This is a genomic window from Shewanella sp. SM29 (genome assembly GCF_025654245.1).
Classification (GTDB): Bacteria; Pseudomonadota; Gammaproteobacteria; order Enterobacterales; family Shewanellaceae; genus Shewanella; species Shewanella oncorhynchi.
Genome location: NZ_JAKKRN010000002.1, coordinates 91,597 through 110,761 on the forward strand (window position 1 = coordinate 91,597; position 19,165 = coordinate 110,761).

Genomic DNA, 19,165 nt, shown 5'->3' on the forward strand with positions numbered 1-19,165 from the left:
CGAGCGATAAGGTATGGGATTATGTTTGCTGAAAAGCAGGTCGTGAGTTTTTTGCCTTGGCTTGTTCTATTTATGCTAGAGATAAAACCTATAAATAGTAAGCCTATAAATAAAACCCTAGGTATAAAAAAGCGCCAGTAAAAACTGGCGCTTTTATTCATTTACTCAGTCAGTTTATGTTTGTTAGACAATGATACTAGTGAATATCAGCTTATTGCCAATCATCGCTATTCCAGCGGTACAGCCAAGTCGCTGCAAGTGGTTTATCGTCTTTCTTAAGCTGTATTCTCAGTTCGGCTACATTGGTACTTTCTGGTTCGAAGCTGATAAATACTCGAGCGCCATTGATGTCCGGGTGGGCGACAATCCGAGACGACAGGATTTTACCTTTGCTGATGCTGGCATCGATGATAATTTTATCAATATCTTGCGGTTTGATGTTACTGAAATCGATAAGTAATTCTTTGCCTTTTGCTAACACTTGCCCCTTAGTACTGCGGACAACACGTGCTTTTGACGCCGTAGAAGGGCTGTCGTTTGAGGCTGTTATGCGATAGGAGTATTTATAGGGCTGATCCTTTTTCAGTCCGCCTTGCGGCTCCCAATAGGCAACTATGTTGTCGTTGGTTTCAGCATTAGAGGGAATTTCAAGCAACACCAGTTGGCCTTTGCCCCAATCATTGAGAGGTTCAATCCATGCTGAAGGTCGAAGTTGATAGTTTGCACTCAGATCTTGATAGTCTTCAAATTTACGATGGCGTTGTATAAGACCAAATCCCTTTATATCTTCATCGCCAAAAGCACTGATCTGCAGTTTGTTAGGATTATTTAATGGGCGCCATAGGCGTTCGCCATTACCGCGATCGATTTGTAGGCCGTCGGAGTTATGTACTTGTGGGCGGTAATCGGGTTTATCTGAGTTATCGAGTCCGCCAAAGAGGAACATAGAGGTCAGCGGTGCAAGACCCACATGCTGGATATCTTTGCGTGGGAATAAGGTTACATCCACTTCGACACGTGATGGTGCGCCGGGATAAATACCAAAACGATAGGCGCCAGTGACACTTTGGCTATCTAGCAGAGCATGAACCACAATTGCCGTCTGATATTTAGATGGGCGCTCGACCCAGAAACGCTTAAACAGGGGATATTCTTCACCTTTTGGCTGGGCGACATCAATCGCTAAACCACGATTAGACAAGCCATAGGTTTGCCCTTTAGAGAGCACGCGAAAATAGCTCGCACCTTGAAACATGATGAATTCATCTTTTATTTCATCATCATTGATAGGGTAATGTAAACGCACACCCGCGTATTGGCCCACCTGAGTGATGAGTTTTTCAATGGTGTCGTTAGGGACATCGAACGAAGCTTCTGTTAGCTCAATTGGAATAGCTTTGCTGTTTTCGACCACGTCGATATCGACAAGGTTTTTATAGAGAAAGCCTGGAGCAAAAAGTTGTACCGAAAATTTGGTCGGCGTTCCGCCCCAAATCGCGGCATTTTCTTGGTAATTGATTTTGCCATAGGTCGCGAAATCGAGATCAACCAGTTCTTTAGGTGCTTTTTTCGCTTCTTTAAATGGCTTTTGCGACAGTTGTTGAGCGAGTTCAATAACTGTGTCTTGGGAGAATTTTTTGGATTTCTTCTCTGGTGCTGGCGTTGGTGTTGTCTCTGCCGCTGCGGCATTGACGTTGTTTATGCCGACGACATAGACGATGGCGGTCAAGATGACAAAAGGTAGTTTTTTGAGTAATGCCGGATAACCGGTAGGGTAATTCATCATAAGATTCATTCGCAAAATGGAAACTCCTTACTAAAATGACGCTGATTCATAGGCACAATGTATGCTTCAGTCTATCTAATCCCTAAATATTAATAACTTGTCTGCTATAAAATCCTCAGTCGTGGGATTCGAGTAGCTGAGGTGAGGGATAATTTTACCTGCGTAGCTAGATATTTGTAACATAAATTATGCTTGGCGCTATTTTAGGTGCCGTTCTCAATACTTTGCGGTGTGATTTTACGATAAGTAATAGCAATTGGTACTGCAGTAAAAACTGTCTTGGCTGAGCTAACACTGTTCTCATTGAATTTAGTGGCGTTTTTACACAAAATTGGCGCAGTTGAATCGAGAGTGTTAATTAAAAACTTACAATATCAAATGGTTAATCTTAATTGTTGCTAATGAGTGATTCAGGCTCACGGTGTTAACTGTGAGCCCATTTAGATATGCTAACGTGGATATTAGGACTTGAGTAAGTGCGATAGGTCACTGCCCACAGGAATTAGGATCTCTTGCTGCTCACCACAGAATAAATACGCAGGTTTGTCACCTAAGAGTGATAGTGTGTCTCCTTGTCGCCACAAAGCTGAGCCTTCAACTATGCCGATCACTGGGGTTAATGGGTCGACTTTAGTGAATTCTAATAATCGCTGGGCACGGGTTTCACCATTGTGGCCCGGTGCTTGGTAATTGGAATAGTGTGGATTGAGCTGGAACGGCACTAAGTTTAATGCGTTGAACGAAGGCGGTTCGATGATCGGCATATCATTAGTGGTGCGAATACTCAGTCCCGATACGTTTGAACCCGCGCTCCAGCCGATATAAGGTTTACCAAGGGCGACTTGCTCACGAATAAGCGCGACCAGATCATAATGATATAGTTGGTGTAACAGGTGAAAGGTGTTACCCCCACCGATTAAAATTCCATCGGCATCTTTTATTGCTTGTTTAGGGTCTGGATGCTGATGAATACCACTAATATCGAGTTCAAGCTCAGCTAACCCAGTCACGACAGACGCTAAATAAGTGTCATAACTCATGCTAACCCCTGCATAGGGGATAAAAATCCATTTTTGTGCGTTGGCGGTGAGCGGTTTAATAAAAGAGATCGCGTGGGCAAGATAAGGCGTATCACCGACACGAGAGCTGCTCAGTAGTAGGGCGTTAATTGTCATTTTGTATCCTGAAATCTCGGAGTGTATTGGTATGTTAACAAAGATTAATTCCGATAAACATAGAGAGTTAAAGCAGAATTGCGCTCTAGCACGGCTAGCGGCGGTGTTTTTCAAGATAGTTATCCCCACCAAGATAGAGCGTTCGGGGCATTCTACTTCTGTATTGCATCAATGCAAAAGTCAGTGATTGATGCGCCTTGAATTAAAGCTCTCAGAACGCGATGAAACTCGTATCTTGAGGTTGCTTGGGCATAAGTTTAAGTTTCGATTAATATACTGTCCCTAGACTCTCGGCCATGAAAGGCAGTGTCTATATACGAGAAAGATAACCTATTTTAAAAACTCTTTTCTTTTACCACTTGAATTTCGATGATTTGGACATATTATGTCTTTGAACAAAGTTAAATGGCCTATTCTTGCCCTAAAGGAGCTGAAATGAAGCGTATATTTCTATTGATTGCGACTAACCTAGCTGTGTTGCTAGTAGCCTCAATTGTGATGTCTATTCTAGGCGTGAACACGTCTACTATGGGTGGACTGCTGGTGTTCGCTGCCATTTTTGGATTCGGTGGGGCCTTTATCAGCTTAGCCATTTCAAAATGGATGGCGAAAAAGACCATGGGTTGTGAAGTCATCACCACCCCACGTGACAGTACCGAACGTTGGTTAGTGGAGACGGTTGCCCGTCAAGCTAAGCAAGCGGGGATTAAAATGCCAGAAGTGGCGATTTATCAATCGCCTGACATGAATGCGTTTGCTACTGGTCCAAGTAAAGACAATTCATTAGTGGCTGTCAGCACGGGTCTGTTATATGGCATGAGCCAAGATGAAATTGAAGGCGTATTAGCCCACGAAGTGAGCCACGTTGCTAACGGTGACATGGTGACCTTGACACTGATCCAAGGTGTGGTGAACACGTTCGTGATCTTCGCGGCCCGTGTGGTTGCTGGTATTATCAACAACTTCGTGTCGAGTAATGATGAAGAAGGCGAAGGTTTAGGTATGTTCGCTTACATGGCCGTTGTTTTCGTACTGGATATGCTATTCGGTATCTTGGCTTCAATCATCGTCGCTTACTTCTCACGTATTCGTGAGTACAAAGCCGATGAAGGTGCGGCACGTTTAGCGGGTAAAGGCAAGATGATTGCTGCGCTTGAGCGTTTACGCCAAGGCCCTGAAAGTACGGCAATGCCTGCACAAATGTCAGCCTTCGGTATTAACGGCAAACGCTCAATGGCGGAAATGATGATGAGTCATCCTCCATTAGAGAAACGTATTGCTGCGTTAAGAGCGAGCTAATAAAGAGTGAGTTAACTCTTAACTCTTAACTCTTAAATGTCAAATCTGAGTGCTTAAGACTCACTTGATATTAGATTTAAGACTTTTAACATCGGGCTCAAACTTTGGTTTGAGCCCGATTTTTTATGCCTGCAGCAAATTATGCTGCGCGGTTGCCGCAAGGGCACGGTAAACCAGTGTCGTTTGTTTTGCTTTGATATTCCAATGCTGCCAAAACAGCGGCACCCGCATGCGCCGTTCAGGGGTGATCTCAATCAGTATCCCTTTATCGATTAATGGTTTAGCTTGTAAGTGCCCAACAAGTCCATAACCTAAACTCAAGTTAATCGCTTCTAAAAAGCTTTCTGAGGAGGGGATTGTATGTTGCCACCATTGCCCTGGGGTCATATTGAAATACTGGGCGAGAAACTTCTCGTGCAGCTTATCTTTGGTGGAGAACACCACTGCTGGCGCCTTTGCTAACTGAGCTTGGTTGATGGCGTTGAATGACGAGGTGTCACTAAATGATGGAGTATCGCTCAGATCGCTAAAATAGCGCGCGGCAAATTCGGGCGTAGCCACACATAGGTATTCCATGGTGCCTAAAAACTCACTGCTGCAACCCGCCATCGGCACTTCGGTTGTGGTGACACATCCGACCGCTTCACCATTTTTCAATAGATGATGGGTGTAAGACTCATCATCGACAATTAATTCCAATAACCAAGCGTGGCGACTGAACATGCCTGCTAGCGCAGGTAAAAACCACGTGGCCAAACTGTCGGCATTCACAGCGATGCGCACTGTGGTTGGATGGTTGGGATCGTCGGCGTCCATCTCGGCTCTTAATTCACTCTCGAGTAATTGTACCTGTGAATAGTGGCGCAACAGGCGCTTACCTGTGGGCGTTGCGACCACAGGATTGGAGCGAATAAGCAGTGACTGACCGACTTTTTCTTCAAGTTGTCGAATGCGCTGTGATACAGCTGACTGAGTAATGTGCAGCACTTTAGCGGCGCGATCGAAACCGCCTTCCGAGACCACAACGGCGAGCGCTTTGAGATTGGCGTATTCCAGCATAGTCATCCTCAAATGAGTGTGTTTGGACCGTTATTAATTTTACTTATGATACATAAAAAACATTAGTTATATTAATTTTGTTGTTTTGACTATGCTAGCGCCTTCTTCGAACATGAGAGGTGGTTATGCAAGCGGCATTTATACAGGGTATGGGAATTGGTGGCAGTTTGATTATTGCTGTGGGCGCGCAAAATGCCTTTGTGCTCAAGCAAGGCATTAAGCGCTCGTACACATTACCGATTGCCTTGCTCTGCTCTATCATTGATGCGCTGATGATCACTGCGGGTGTCGCGGGGCTAGGACATATTATTGAGTCGTTTCCCACTATTAAGCATGTGGCGAGTTTCGGTGGCGCCGCGTTTCTACTTTGGTATGGTGCGAATGCGCTAAAGGCGTCGTTTGTGGCTAAGGGCATTGAGATGGATCAGGCCGATAATGCGGACACATTTAAGAAAGCCGTACTGACGACGCTTGGGATCAGTTTACTTAATCCGCATTTGTATCTTGATACTGTGGTGTTGCTCGGCAGCATTAGCACTCAATTTGATGATTTCGATCGGCCTTGGTTTGGCGCGGGTGCCGTACTGGCATCATTTATTTGGTTTTTTGGCTTAAGTTTTGGTGCGCGTTTGTTAGCGCCCATTTTTACTCGCCCAGCGGCATGGCGTTACCTTGACCGTTTTATTTGGTTAACCATGTGGAGCATTGCCGCTGCGATTATTTGGCCCTATGTGGCAGGATAAACCGACCTTGTGATGCCATAGAATACGGGCATAGCTGAATGCTTTTGCGGTTTTTTTGCTCGGTTAGACCGTGTCTTGTGATATGAAAGTGAAAATTTTTCATGAAAAAGGTCCTGATTTCAGGACCTTTTCGTTATCGATTGCCGATTATTTATTCAGGCTACCAAGATCAACTGACAACGTTTACACTTTTTTGCCGATTAAAGCAGCAGCTTGAAGCCTTGTATTCGTCGTCATATTAGTCATTAACCCGCGATTTGCGCGAGTACGACTTCATGGTGATCTTTGGTTTTAAACTTATCGAATACGTGGGCGATGGTGCCGTCGGTATTGATAAGGAAGCTTAATCTGTGGATGCCATCATAGGTTTTTCCCATGAATTTCTTTTCACCCCAGACCCCAAAAGCGTCGGCGACACTGTGGTCTTCATCGCTCAGCAAAGTGAAGTTGAGTGCTTGTTTTTCAGCAAATTTGGCCAGCTTAGCCACAGGATCTGGGCTAATGCCAAATACAGTGACATTATGACTATCGAGCTCGGCTTTACTGTCACGTAGACCGCAGGCTTGCACTGTGCAACCCGGGGTTGCTGCTTTAGGGTAAAAGTACACTAAAACAGGACCTTGCTTAAGGCTGTCTGCCAGCGATACTGAGTTACCATGTTGATCTTGCAGTGTAAAGTGAGGCGCTTTTGCCCCAGCCGTTAAGGTATTCATCTATTATCCTCTGTCCTCTAAGATGGCAGTGCCTTCCATACGACGAATAGTACAATCTAAGGTCATATCTTGGGCGAGCTGATAGATACTCTGTTCGAGCTTTTCTAGTTCAACTTTTTCAGGAATATTAATAGTTAGCGACACATTTTGCGTTTGTTCACCACCGGGGAGTTCCTCAGAAAATGAACGTACTGCGGCAAGATCTAATGACCTGTCAGCAAGGAACTGGGTAATACGTTTAATGGTGCCGCGTTGGTCTTTACCCGTGAAGCGTACTTCGAGGCGAGAAAGGTAGTTTTGTGGTGTGTGTTTAGAGGTGCGTTTCATCACCGTCAGCAGTTCTAACTCAACGCTGAGACTGGGGAACATACTTTCAATTTTCGTTATTGATGCCCACGAGCCAGACAACATCATGATCAGGGTAAATTCGTTACCAAATAATGCCATACGGCTGTCGACGATATCGCAGTCACAGTCACTGGCAAGTCGAGCTAGTTTACTTACAAGTCCAGGACGGTCGAGACCCATCGCTGTTACGACCAGGAAATTGGTCATGAATTTTCCTCACTTTTTCGATATCATAGAGCGAAAACTCAGGGTTAAAGCTGAGTTTTTGTGCGGGATGTAATGCTACCATAACTAATTCAATTTGAGAGCCCCGTTAATGCTTGTCATTAGTGGTTGGCATCAGTACCATAGCGAATCCTGAAATCTTGGGGAAAGTCAGATGATAAACGGAAGCATCGTAGCCTTAATCACGCCAATGAACAGTGATGGCTCAGTAGATTTTGCAAGTCTTGAAAGGTTAGTCGAATTCCATATTGACCAAGGCACAGATGCCATTGTGGCCGTTGGTACTACTGGCGAGTCAGCGACTCTGCCTATGCCTGAGCATGTAGCGGTCGTTTCACAAACCGTTAAATTTGCTGCGGGACGTGTTCCTGTCATTGGTGGCAATGGCGCCAATGCCACATCTGAAGCCGTTGAGCTCACCAAGTCCTTATCTAAGGTGGGTGTTGCCGCTATGCTTGGTGTAACGCCATATTATAATAAGCCAACGCCTAAGGGATTGATTGCGCATTATAAAGCCGTGGCCGCTAGCACAGATATTCCACAAATTCTTTATAATGTTCCAGGCCGTACTGCCGTTGATATGCTGCCAGAAACTGTTGCCGAGCTTGTTAGCGTGAGCAACATTATTGGTGTAAAAGAGGCGACCGGTGACTTATCCCGTGTAAAACGTCTGCGCGAACTGTGCGGCGACGATTTCCTCTTGTATAGCGGTGATGATGCCACTGCCAGAGAGTTTTTACTCTTAGGTGGAAATGGCGTAATTTCTGTGGCTAACAACATAGTACCAAAGGCTTTTAAAGCTATGTGTGATGCGGCGCTCGCGGGCCATGCCGAGCTGGCTCAGAGCATAGATACCCCGCTGCGCGGTTTGTATAGCACACTGTTTTGTGAAGCCAACCCTATCCCAGTAAAATGGGCTGCCCATCGTATGGGTTTGATTAAATGTGGCCATATTCGTTTACCTTTGACTGAACTTTCTGAGCAATGTCATGGTCTGTTGATAGAAGCAATGACTCGTGCCCAGATAGAGGTTAAATAATTAATGTTAAAGAAAGTCACTCCACTGATCTTAGTTGCTGCAGTTGCAGCCTGTAGTTCGCCACTTGATCGCCGACAAGCGAACGGTAACGACGACTATGTTCAGGCCGAGCAAGCGCCTTTGCTTAAGATCCCCGCGGGATTAAAAACGCCACCCTACAATAAAGAATTCGATGTACCAGCACTGGGTTCTAAAGTGAATGCTTCGCTGTATGGCAAAAACTTAGATATCCGTCCGCCACTGCAAGTACTGCCAATGGCGGAAGGTACTCATGTGGAAGAGGGCAGTGACAACATTAAAATCGTGGTTGAATCCATAGACAATGCTGTGGATTTGAAGCAAGAAATCTTCACAAACTTAGATGGTTTCTTTGCCCAAAAAGGCATTGCTGTTCGTAGCCGTGATTTTGACAAAGGCAACGTAGAAACCGATTGGATTGAAAGCCGTGAAGTGATTGAATCGAGCATGTGGGGTGCGGATAAAGTTTATCTGTTGCGCCAACGCTATCGTTTTGATGTGGAAACACGTCCACATGGTCGCACTGCCAATATCGTTATTCACTTAGTTGAACACGAAGAGTTTTACGACGATAAAGCGCAACAAGTTTTATTAAGCGGTGAAGATAAGCAAAGATACACTATTGATATGCTGAACAGCGCCATTGCGTATATCAGCGTTAAGCGCGACCAAGCGATCCAATCGAATCGTTTGAAGCAAACCTTAGGTATTAATGTTGATCTCGTGACGCCTGAAGAAGGTAAAGCTTACTGGTCTGCTAAAGCCTCTTACAAGCAAGTGTGGGATCGTCTACGCATAGTGCTACCAGAAATGGGCTTTGAAATTGCCGATATGGATAGTGCTAAAGGATTGTACTTTATCAAGTTTGACGATAACTCTGGTTTCTGGAGTTCATTGTGGGGCGAAGATAAGTTAGCACTGAAAGAAGGTAGCTACCGTTTACTGCTTGAAGATGGTGATACTCCAGAAGAAACGAAAATCTTCCTTCGCGATAACGAAGATCAGCCATTAAGCGATGAAGTAGTTAGCAATGTGTACCAGTCACTGTCAAACCTGATGAAAGAAGAACGTAAAATACGTTAATTTCAGCAGTTGACTAGAAAAGGGCGAATTATCGCCCTTTTTTATTGGCTGCAATTTGAGTTTTAGGCAGGGGATTGTCGATTATCTAGGCGATCTGTGTTGCAGAATTAAATTATCTATATACCAATCTTTTTCAAATAGTTTTAGTGATAAATGTTGATTTAGTGGCAATAAGTAAAATTAATCACTTAACAACCTTGTTATCGTACTGCATTCTGGCAACTCTGCCATTGATATCGCCAAGGACACTTAATCATACATATTTTGCGCTATCAGCGTAATTTGTAAGAAAAAGTAAAACGTATTGATGCGATGATGTGAGTGAGTAAACTAGCCGTCATTAATGCGAGTCATTCCTTGGAAGCCCGATGAAAAAAATTATTCTAATAATCGCCATATTGGCCGCGGCATGGTTTGGATACCAAGCCATGCAACCGCAAGAGATTACTGCAGCCCAGATTAAACTCATACCTAATGTAGTGATTGCCACTGCCGCTATGGCGCCCATTCGCGATGAAGTTGAAGCTATTGGTAGCAATAAAGCCGCAGAATCTGTAACGATAACGCCTAAAGTCACCGACATGGTGATAGCGCTTAAATTTGATGACGGCGACATTGTTAAAAAGGGCGAGTTATTAGTCCAACTGCAAAATGCTGAGCAGATCGCTAAGGTTAAAGCCGCGCAAGTCAAAGTCAGTGATAATCAACGTGAATTAGCTCGGATCAGTTCGTTGGTGACTAGCCGCACTGTGGCCGAGTTAGAACGCGACAGATTACAAACCCTTATTGATACCACCCGTGCCGAGCTCGAACAGGCGCAATCATCACTCAATGATCGCAGTATTCTGGCGCCTTTTAATGGCCGTTTAGGCTTACGTCAAATCAGTGTGGGCAGCTTAGTGTCGCCCGGCACTGTGATTACGACATTGGATGATATTTCTACCATTAAGCTCGATTTTTCAGTGCCAGAGCGCTTTATTCAAGATTTAGAACCAGGTAAAAAGGTTGAAGCCAAAGCGGTCGCGTTCCCTGATGTGACTTTCAAAGGTGTGGTGACATCGATTGATAGCCGCGTGAATCCAACCACGCGCACAGTGATCGTTCGCGCCGAAATCCCCAATCCTGAGCTGCGTTTATTACCGGGCATGTTGATGAAGGTCAAACTCATCAAGCGTAGCCGCGAGGCCTTGATGTTGCCTGAATCTGCCATTATCCCGATCCAAAACAGCCATTATGTTTATAGCGTCAATGCTGACAAGGTGATTGAACGTAAACAAGTCACTATTGGTATTCGCACTCGTGGCTGGGTGGAGATCTTAGACGGTTTAGCCTTGGGCGAAAACGTGGTGATCCGCGGCTTACTGAAAGTTCATCCTGGGGATAAAGTGCAAACTGAGTTCGCGGAAAAGTTTAGTTATCTTGCCGATACGAACGCGGAGCCAAGTGTATGATCCTTACTGATCTCTCGGTCAAACGTCCCGTATTTGCCTCAGTGATCAGCTTGCTGCTGGTCGCTTTCGGGCTTGTCTCCTTTGATAAATTGCCCCTGCGCGAATACCCAAACATAGATCCGCCAGTGGTATCTATCGACACGAATTACCGCGGTGCCAGTGCTGCCGTGGTGGAAAGCCGCATTACCCAATTGATTGAAGACAGGATCAGTGGCGTCGAAGGCATTCGTCACGTGAGTTCATCGAGCAGTGATGGCCGCTCATCGGTTACCTTAGAGTTTGATATTAGTCGTAATATTGAAGATGCAGCTAACGATGTGCGCGACAGGATCTCAGGTTTACTCGACAATTTACCCGATGAAGCTGATCCCCCAGAAGTACAAAAGGCCAATGGCAGTGATGAAGTGATCATGTGGCTCAATCTCGTGTCAGATCAAATGACGACCCTAGAATTGACCGATTACACCAACCGTTATTTGTCGGACCGCTTTTCGGTGGTCGATGGTGTGGCGCGGATGCGTATTGGTGGTGGTAAGGTTTACGCCATGCGCGTTTGGCTTGACAGACAAGCCTTGGCCTCTCGCAGTTTAACGGTTGCCGATGTTGAGGCCGCGCTCAGAGCTGAGAACGTCGAGTTACCTGCTGGTTCGATAGAGTCGAAGGAGCGGCACTTTACAGTGCGACTGGAGCGGGGTTATCGCACTGCCGAAGATTTCGCAAACTTAGTGATCACCCAAGGGGAAGACGGTTATTTAGTCAAACTGAGCGATGTCGCACGGGTGGAAATTGGCTCTGATGAAGAGCGGATTATGTTCCGTGGCAACAAAGAGGCAATGATAGGTTTAGGCGTGTCTAAACAGTCAACCGCCAATACGTTAGAAGTGGCGCGCGCAGTGAACGCGCTGGTTGACAAAATCAACCCGACCTTGCCAGCGGGGATGTCGATTAAACGCAGCTACGATAGCTCAGTGTTTATCGAAGCCTCGATTAAAGAAGTGTATCAAACCCTGTTCACTGCGATGATTTTAGTGATTATCGTGATTTATCTGTTCCTTGGCAGTGTGCGCGCTATGTTGATCCCTGCGATCACTGTGCCTGTGTCTCTGCTCGGCACCTTTATTGTGCTGTATGCGCTAGGTTATACCATTAACCTCTTGACCTTATTGGCAATGATCCTCGCCATTGGTATGGTGGTGGATGATGCGATTGTGATGCTGGAAAACATCCATAGACGTATCGAGGAAGGAGATTCACCACTCAAAGCTGCTTTTCTCGGTGCGCGTGAAGTGGCTTTTGCTGTTATCGCGACTACACTCGTGTTGGTCGCGGTCTTTATGCCAATCACTTTCCTTGAAGGTGACTTAGGTAAACTCTTTAAAGAGTTTGCCGTGACCATGAGTGCGGCCGTGCTGTTCTCTAGCCTAGTGGCGCTCACACTCACGCCCATGATGTGCTCTAAGTTGCTTAAGCCGAGCTCGCAGGATTCTTGGTTGGTACGTAAGGTCGACGGCATAATGACAAAAGTGTCAAACCGGTATCAATTGTCCTTAAAATCCGCCATGGCTCACCCGATATTAGTGTCGATTCTGGTGTTAGTCGCATTAGGTTCTAGTGTCTATTTAGTCCAAAAAGTACCGCAAGAATTTGCGCCACAGGAAGACCGTGGTTCGTTATTCTTGATGGTCAATGGGCCACAGGGCGCGAGTTACGAATACATAGAATCCTATATGAATGAAGTGGAAAACCGCTTGATGCCATTGGTCGAAACGGGTGATATCAAACGTCTGCTCATTCGTGCCCCCCGTGGCTTTGGCCGCGCGGCGGATTTCTCTAACGGTATGGCAATCATAGTACTGGAAGACTGGGGCAAACGTCGTCCAGTAAAGGAAGTTATCGTCGACATTAATAAGCGTCTTGCCAATCTCGCCGGAGTGCAAGCGTTCCCTGTAATGCGCCAAGCCTTTGGTCGCGGCGTAGGTAAACCTGTGCAATTTGTGATTGGCGGACCTAGCTACGAAGAGCTTGCCCGCTGGCGCGATATCATGATGCAAAAGGCGGCACAGAATCCCAAATTATTAGGATTAGATCACGATTATAAAGAGACTAAGCCTCAACTTCGAGTCGTCATCGACAGAGACAGAGCCGCGAGTCTTGGAGTGTCGATTTCAAACATTGGCCGTACGTTGGAATCCATGCTGGGCTCACGCTTAGTGACGACGTTTATGCGTGACGGTGAAGAATACGATGTGATCGTTGAAGGCGAGCGCGATAATCAAAATACGGCGGCGGATCTGCAAAATATCTATGTTCGTTCCGAGCGCAGTCAGGAGCTTATTCCGCTGTCTAACTTAGTGACTGTGGAGGAGTTTGCCGACGCCAGTTCGCTTAATCGCTATAATCGCATGCGCGCGATCACCATAGAAGCCAGTTTGGAAGATGGTTATAGCTTAGGTGAAGCCCTTGATTATATGAATCAATTGGCGCGTACCTATTTGCCAGCGGAAGCGGTGATTAGCTACAAGGGCCAATCCCTCGATTATCAAGAGTCGGGTAGCTCTATGTACTTCGTATTCATCCTCGCACTGGGGATTGTATTCCTCGTGCTCGCGGCGCAGTTTGAGAGTTATATCCACCCTGTGGTGATCATGCTTACTGTGCCGTTGGCTACCGTCGGCGCTTTAATTGGTTTGTGGCTCACGGGGCAGAGTCTCAATATTTACAGTCAGATAGGCATTATTATGCTGGTCGGGTTAGCCGCGAAAAATGGCATCTTGATTGTCGAGTTTGCTAACCAATTGCGGGATAAAGGCGTTGATTTTGATAAGGCCATTATCCAAGCGTCAGCGCAGCGGTTACGACCTATCTTAATGACAGGGATCACCACTGCTGCTGGCGCTGTGCCATTGGTATTGGCTGTAGGCGCGGGTGCTGAAACTCGTTTTGTGATTGGTGTGGTTGTGCTATCGGGGATTTTACTGGCAACCCTATTCACTATCTTCGTGATCCCAGCCGCTTATGGACTCTTTGCCCGCAACAGCGGATCGCCCGAAGCTATCGCCCAACAGTTAGAAAAAGAATTAGCCCAAGACTAACGCCTCGTGCAGGTTGATGTTGGAAGCATACATATAGGCGCTTGGTATTCATCAAGCGCCTTATTTTTCGCCATTCGAACCTCGTTTTAGCCCTTGCCCTTGAAAAGCAAATTTGGAGCCCCATTTAGTAAACACTAAGCGTTACTTTTACCAAATTGCGTAACAAATAAAGGAAAATTTCATGTCACAACAAGAAACTCATGGTTTTCAAACAGAAGTCAAACAGCTGTTGCATTTGATGATCCATTCTTTGTATTCCAACAAAGAAATTTTCTTGCGTGAACTGGTCTCCAACGCTGCGGATGCGGCGGACAAGCTGCGTTATCTGGCGTTGACCAATGACGCACTCTATGAAGGCGACGGTGAACTGCGAGTCCGTATCAGTGCCGATAAAGAAAAAGGCACTGTGACCATCGAAGATAACGGCGTGGGTATGACCCGCGACGGCGTGATTGAGCATTTAGGCACAATCGCAAAATCAGGCACCGCTGATTTCTTTAAGAATCTATCGGGCGAATCCTCAAAGGATTCCCAGCTAATCGGTCAGTTTGGTGTTGGTTTCTATTCGGCTTTTATCGTGGCGAAAAAAGTCACTGTTCGCACTCGCGCTGCCGGTCATAAGGCCGATGAAGCCGTATTGTGGGAATCAGAAGGCGAGGGTAACTTCACCGTTGATACCATCACTAAGGCGAGCCGTGGTACTGAAATTACGCTGCACCTGCGTGACGAAGAAAAAGAATTTGCCGATGATTGGCGCCTGCGTTCGATCATCACTAAATACTCAGATCATATCTCTGTGCCAGTCGAAATGTGGCAAGAGGGTACGCCAGAGCGTGATGGTCCTGATGGCGAAAAAATTCCTGCGACCGAAGGTCAATGGAAAGTCATGAACAAAGCCACGGCTTTGTGGATGCGCAATAAAGCTGACATCAGTGATGAAGAGTATCAAGAGTTTTACAAACACATTTCCCACGATTACACCGACGCACTACTGTGGAGTCATAATCGGGTAGAAGGTAAGCAAGAATACACTAACCTATTGTATATTCCTGCAAAAGCGCCTTGGGATATGTGGAATCGCGACCGTAAACACGGCTTAAAACTGTTTGTGCAACGTGTGTTCATCATGGATGACGCCGAGCAATTTATGCCATCTTATCTGCGCTTCGTGCAGGGCTTAATTGACTCAAACGATCTGCCGCTGAACGTATCCCGCGAAATTCTGCAGGATAACCACGTGACTAAAGCGATGCGTACTGGTATCACCAAACGTGTGCTTGGCATGCTGGAAAAACTGGCGAAAGACGATGCGGAAAAATACCAACAGTTCTGGGCTGAATTTGGGCAAGTGCTGAAAGAAGGGCCTGCGGAAGATTTCGCCAACCGTGAGCGTATTGCTGGCTTATTGCGTTTTGCCTCGACCCACACGGGCAGTGCTGCGCCGACTGTGTCACTTGATGACTACATCAGCCGCATGAAAGAAGGTCAAACTAAGATTTACTACATTGTTGCCGACAGCCATGAAGCCGCAGCTAACAGCCCACATTTAGAGTTGTTACGTAAGAAAGGCATTGAAGTCTTACTGATGTCAGAGCGTATCGACGAGTGGCTAATCAACCACTTAACTGAGTACAAAGAGAAACAACTGCACTCAGTGACCCGTGGTGATTTAGAACTTGGCGAGCTGGAAGATGCATCTGAAAAAGAAGCGCAAGAAAAGCTTGAGCAAGAATCGGTAGCTTTAGTTGAACGCATTAAAGCGGCATTAGGCTCAACCGTTGCTGATGTGAAAGTCACGTCACGCTTAACCGACACTCCAGCCTGTGTGGTGGCGGGTGAAGGCGAAATGTCGACTCAGATGATTAAGCTGATGCAAGCTGCGGGTCAACCTGTGCCAGAAGTGAAGCCGACATTTGAGATCAACCCAGCGCACCCATTAGTATCGCGCTTAAATGATCTTCAAGATGAAGCCGCCTTCGCGGATTGGTCAAATCTGCTGCTGCAACAGGCGCAATTATCTGAAAAAGGTAGCCTTGCGGACCCATCGGCCTTTATCAAGCTGATGAACCAAATGTTACTGGCTAACATGAAGTAAATGACTATCGGGGCCCTTCTTTGAACGGCCCCGATATTGTTTCTAGTGCAGGAAGAGTGGTTTGCGCCTAGCCTGTCACTCAATTCGTTAGCGGTAAGACTCGATTTTAAGACTTGGTTCTAACGCTTAGTTTTAAAAGAATAAGGCCTCCCATGATTGAGGCCTTAAACGTTAAGGGAATACTATGGATAATATCCTCAGTCTGACTAAAGACAACATTCAGCAAGTGGTTGACGCCTCGATGCAACAGATCGTGGTGTTAGCATTTTGGGCACAGCCACAGGAACAAAGTGTGGCTATGCTGCGCACCTTAGAGCAAATTGCCGCGCAAAATGCGGGTCGTTTCGTGCTCGCTAAAGTCGACTGTGAAGCCGAATTAGAAATCGCCAATTACTTTCGCATTCAAAGTCTACCGACCACGTTAGTATTGGATAAAGGTCAGCCTGTCGATGGTTTTGCTGGCCTGCAAGATGCGGCGCAAGTCACAGCCATGCTGGATAAACATTTGCCGCTTATGTGGCAGTTACAGTTAGCACAGGCCAAAGCATTGCTCGCCTTGAGTCAAGTAAGTGCAGAAGATCTTGCTACTGCGGCTGTGTTGCTTAAAGAAGCACATACAGGGTCAAATCAAGCGGGTGAGGTGAGTCTAGTGCTTGCCGATGTGTATCTGATGCAGGGCGAATTAGTGCTAGCACAAGCCATGCTTGAGAAAGTAGGGCTTGCCGACCAAGATGGTTATTACCAGAGTTTAAAAGCTAAGCTCGCACTGGCCTTAGATGCGGCGGATACCCCTGAAATTCGCGATTTGCAGCAAAAGTTTGAGCAAAATCCAACAGATTTAGTGTTATTACTCGAGCTGAGTAAGGCATTGCATGCTGCTCACCGCGATGATGAAGCATTAGAACTGTTATTCGGTGTGCTCAGTAAAGATTTAGGTGCTGAAAATGGCACAGTAAAACAAGTATTTATGGAAGTATTAACGGCACTTGGCCAAGGTAATCCCATAGCCAATCAATACCGCCGTAAGCTCTATACTTTGCTCTATTAATGAAAAAAATCGCTTAGTAACCGTAGTTTATTTGCGGTTTCTGAGGCTAAAGTCGAAGCTAAAACCCTTCTCAATGGCGGCCAGATGTGCGAAGATCGCCGCCCTAAGAAGAATATCAATGCGAAAAGAGGACTCTTGAGATGCGCATTATCCTATTGGGCGCCCCAGGTGCCGGTAAAGGTACCCAGGCCCAGTTCATTATGGAACAGTATGGTATCCCACAAATTTCCACTGGTGATATGTTACGTGCCGCGGTAAAAGCGGGTACTCCACTGGGTTTGGAAGCGAAAAAAGTGATGGATGCTGGTCAACTGGTTTCTGATGATCTGATCATCGGTCTGGTTAAAGAGCGTATCGCACAGGAAGACTGTGTTAAAGGTTTCTTGTTAGACGGTTTCCCACGTACCATCCCACAGGCGGATGCGATGGCGGCAAACGGTATTAGCATTGATCACGTGATTGAAATCGACGTGCCAGACGAAGAAATCGTTAAGCGCATGAGCGGTCGCCGTGTTCACCCAGGTTCTGGCCGTGTTTACCATGTGGTTTTCAATCCACCTAAAGTGGAAGGTAAAGACGACGTGACGGGCGAAGATTTAGCTATTCGTCCAGATGACGAAGAAAGCACAGTGCGTAAACGCCTCGCGATTTATCACGAGCAAACTAAGCCGCTCGTTGAATACTACGGTAAAGTGGCTGCCGCTGGCCAAACTCAATACAACAAGTTTGACGGTACTCAATCGGTTGCGGCCGTGAGTGAGCAGTTAGCTAGGGTGTTGAAATAACCGAATAAAGGTTAATTTACGAGAACAAGTTCTCATATTAAGAAAAAGCCTGCCGATGCAGGCTTTTTTTATGGGTATCGCAATGTTAGCCTCCAAGTGAACTTCATTAACCATGAGCCTAACGTTGAATCCTTCCCCTGCTTTTGGTGTGTTATTGGTTAACCTCGGCACGCCTGATCAACCTAGTCCTAAGGCCGTTAAACGCTTTTTAAGGCAGTTTTTAAGTGATCCGCGTGTCGTCGATTTATCGCCGTGGATTTGGCAACCGCTGCTAAACGGCATTATCCTCAACACCCGTCCGACGAAAGTCGCCAAACTCTATCAAAGCGTGTGGACGCAGGAAGGCTCGCCCTTGATGGTGATAAGTGAGCGCCAAACACAAAAACTGGCGGTAGACTTAAGCGCTACGTTTAACCAGACCATTCCGGTTGAACTGGGCATGAGTTACGGTAATCCCTCCATCGATGCGGGATTTGAACGCCTGAAAGATCAAGGAGCAGAGCGTATTATTGTGCTGCCTTTGTATCCCCAATATTCCTGCTCGACGGTGGCAAGTGTGTTCGATGCCGTTGCCCGTTATCTTAAAACCGTGCGTGACATACCGCAGGTTCGCTTTAATAAAGACTATTTTGACCATAGCGCTTATATTGCTGCGCTGGCACACAGTGTGACGCGCCACTGGAAAACCCATGGGCAGGCCGACAAGTTGCTCTTGTCATTTCATGGTATTCCACTGCGTTACGTGAAAGAGGGCGATCCATACCGCGAGCAGTGTTTTGTCACGGCTAAATTGTTGGCACAAAAACTTGAGCTGAGCGAGTCGCAATGGCAAGTGTGCTTCCAATCGCGCTTTGGTCGCGAAGAATGGTTAACGCCCTACGCCGATAAATTACTGTCCGAGTTACCTGCGCAAGGGATCAAAAGTGTCGATGTGATTTGCCCTGCGTTTGCGACCGATTGCCTCGAAACCTTAGAAGAAATCTCCATTGGCGCTAAGGAAACCTTTTTACATGCGGGTGGCAGCGACTATCGGTTTATCCCTTGTTTGAACGACGATGAGTTACACATTGAATTATTACGGCAATTAATCCAAGAACAAGCGGTATCTTGGGTATAGGAGCACTGGCTTCGAACTGATTTTGTGATAGAATCTGCGCCCTTCCGGCTAAGGGGTGGTTTTTTTGTCTCGCTAGCCTAGACTCAATA

At 46.3% G+C, this 19,165-nt stretch carries 15 protein-coding genes; 10 read left to right on the forward strand and 5 right to left on the reverse strand.

The annotated features are described in order from the left end of the window. Positions 1-211: 211 nt before the first annotated feature. A complete protein-coding gene (locus L5L77_RS01820; RefSeq protein WP_249195627.1) occupies positions 212-1,795 on the reverse strand; it encodes a glucan biosynthesis protein G in 1,584 nt (527 codons plus the stop codon). Positions 1,796-2,247: 452 nt separating this feature from the next. Further along, the gene (pepE, locus tag L5L77_RS01825) at positions 2,248-2,961 is read right to left on the reverse strand and encodes a dipeptidase PepE (RefSeq protein ID WP_263221918.1); all 714 of its coding nucleotides are present in this window, start codon (positions 2,959-2,961) and stop codon (positions 2,248-2,250) included. Between the two features lie 435 nt (positions 2,962-3,396). Between pepE and htpX the strand changes: the two genes are divergently transcribed. After that, positions 3,397-4,260 carry a protease HtpX gene (htpX, locus tag L5L77_RS01830; protein ID WP_006082065.1) on the forward strand — a complete coding sequence of 288 codons (864 nt, stop codon included), beginning with the start codon at positions 3,397-3,399 and terminating at the stop codon, positions 4,258-4,260. Positions 4,261-4,383: 123 nt separating this feature from the next. On the opposite strand, the gene L5L77_RS01835 is transcribed toward htpX, so the two are convergent. Beyond that, positions 4,384-5,319 carry a LysR family transcriptional regulator ArgP gene (locus L5L77_RS01835; protein WP_263221919.1) on the reverse strand — a complete coding sequence of 312 codons (936 nt, stop codon included), beginning with the start codon at positions 5,317-5,319 and terminating at the stop codon, positions 4,384-4,386. Between the two features lie 125 nt (positions 5,320-5,444). Between L5L77_RS01835 and L5L77_RS01840 the strand changes: the two genes are divergently transcribed. Further along, positions 5,445-6,062 carry a LysE/ArgO family amino acid transporter gene (locus L5L77_RS01840; RefSeq protein WP_113940882.1) on the forward strand — a complete coding sequence of 206 codons (618 nt, stop codon included), beginning with the start codon at positions 5,445-5,447 and terminating at the stop codon, positions 6,060-6,062. 245 nt (positions 6,063-6,307) lie between these two features. Here the strand turns inward: L5L77_RS01840 and bcp are convergent, their stop codons facing one another. Then, complete coding sequence (bcp, locus tag L5L77_RS01845; RefSeq protein ID WP_263221920.1) at positions 6,308-6,775, reverse strand: thioredoxin-dependent thiol peroxidase; 468 nt, start codon at positions 6,773-6,775, stop codon at positions 6,308-6,310. A gap of 3 nt (positions 6,776-6,778) precedes the next feature. Beyond that, positions 6,779-7,330, reverse strand: coding sequence for a glycine cleavage system protein R (locus L5L77_RS01850; RefSeq protein ID WP_028759648.1), 552 nt, complete (start codon positions 7,328-7,330; stop codon positions 6,779-6,781). 172 nt (positions 7,331-7,502) lie between these two features. On the opposite strand from L5L77_RS01850, the gene dapA reads away from it, so the two are divergent. From dapA to hemH, 8 genes are all read left to right on the forward strand, one after another. Then, positions 7,503-8,387 (forward strand): 4-hydroxy-tetrahydrodipicolinate synthase, encoded by an 885-nt coding sequence (gene dapA, locus L5L77_RS01855; RefSeq protein WP_263221922.1) that lies wholly within the window; start codon positions 7,503-7,505, stop codon positions 8,385-8,387. A gap of 3 nt (positions 8,388-8,390) precedes the next feature. Next, positions 8,391-9,488, forward strand: coding sequence for an outer membrane protein assembly factor BamC (gene bamC / locus L5L77_RS01860; protein WP_263221924.1), 1,098 nt, complete (start codon positions 8,391-8,393; stop codon positions 9,486-9,488). Positions 9,489-9,856: 368 nt separating this feature from the next. After that, the gene (locus tag L5L77_RS01865; RefSeq protein ID WP_263221927.1) at positions 9,857-10,939 is read left to right on the forward strand and encodes an efflux RND transporter periplasmic adaptor subunit; all 1,083 of its coding nucleotides are present in this window, start codon (positions 9,857-9,859) and stop codon (positions 10,937-10,939) included. Next, entirely contained in the window at positions 10,936-14,031 is a 3,096-nt protein-coding gene (locus L5L77_RS01870) for an efflux RND transporter permease subunit (RefSeq protein ID WP_131523289.1), read from the forward strand. Before L5L77_RS01865 ends, L5L77_RS01870 begins: the two co-directional genes overlap by 4 nt. A gap of 181 nt (positions 14,032-14,212) precedes the next feature. Next, the gene (gene htpG / locus L5L77_RS01875) at positions 14,213-16,126 is read left to right on the forward strand and encodes a molecular chaperone HtpG (protein WP_263186703.1); all 1,914 of its coding nucleotides are present in this window, start codon (positions 14,213-14,215) and stop codon (positions 16,124-16,126) included. Between the two features lie 184 nt (positions 16,127-16,310). Next, positions 16,311-17,174 carry a co-chaperone YbbN gene (locus tag L5L77_RS01880; protein WP_173244305.1) on the forward strand — a complete coding sequence of 288 codons (864 nt, stop codon included), beginning with the start codon at positions 16,311-16,313 and terminating at the stop codon, positions 17,172-17,174. Between the two features lie 140 nt (positions 17,175-17,314). Further along, a complete protein-coding gene (gene adk, locus L5L77_RS01885; protein ID WP_028759655.1) occupies positions 17,315-17,959 on the forward strand; it encodes an adenylate kinase in 645 nt (214 codons plus the stop codon). A gap of 112 nt (positions 17,960-18,071) precedes the next feature. Continuing rightward, complete coding sequence (gene hemH / locus L5L77_RS01890; RefSeq protein WP_263186701.1) at positions 18,072-19,076, forward strand: ferrochelatase; 1,005 nt, start codon at positions 18,072-18,074, stop codon at positions 19,074-19,076. Positions 19,077-19,165: the final 89 nt, after the last annotated feature.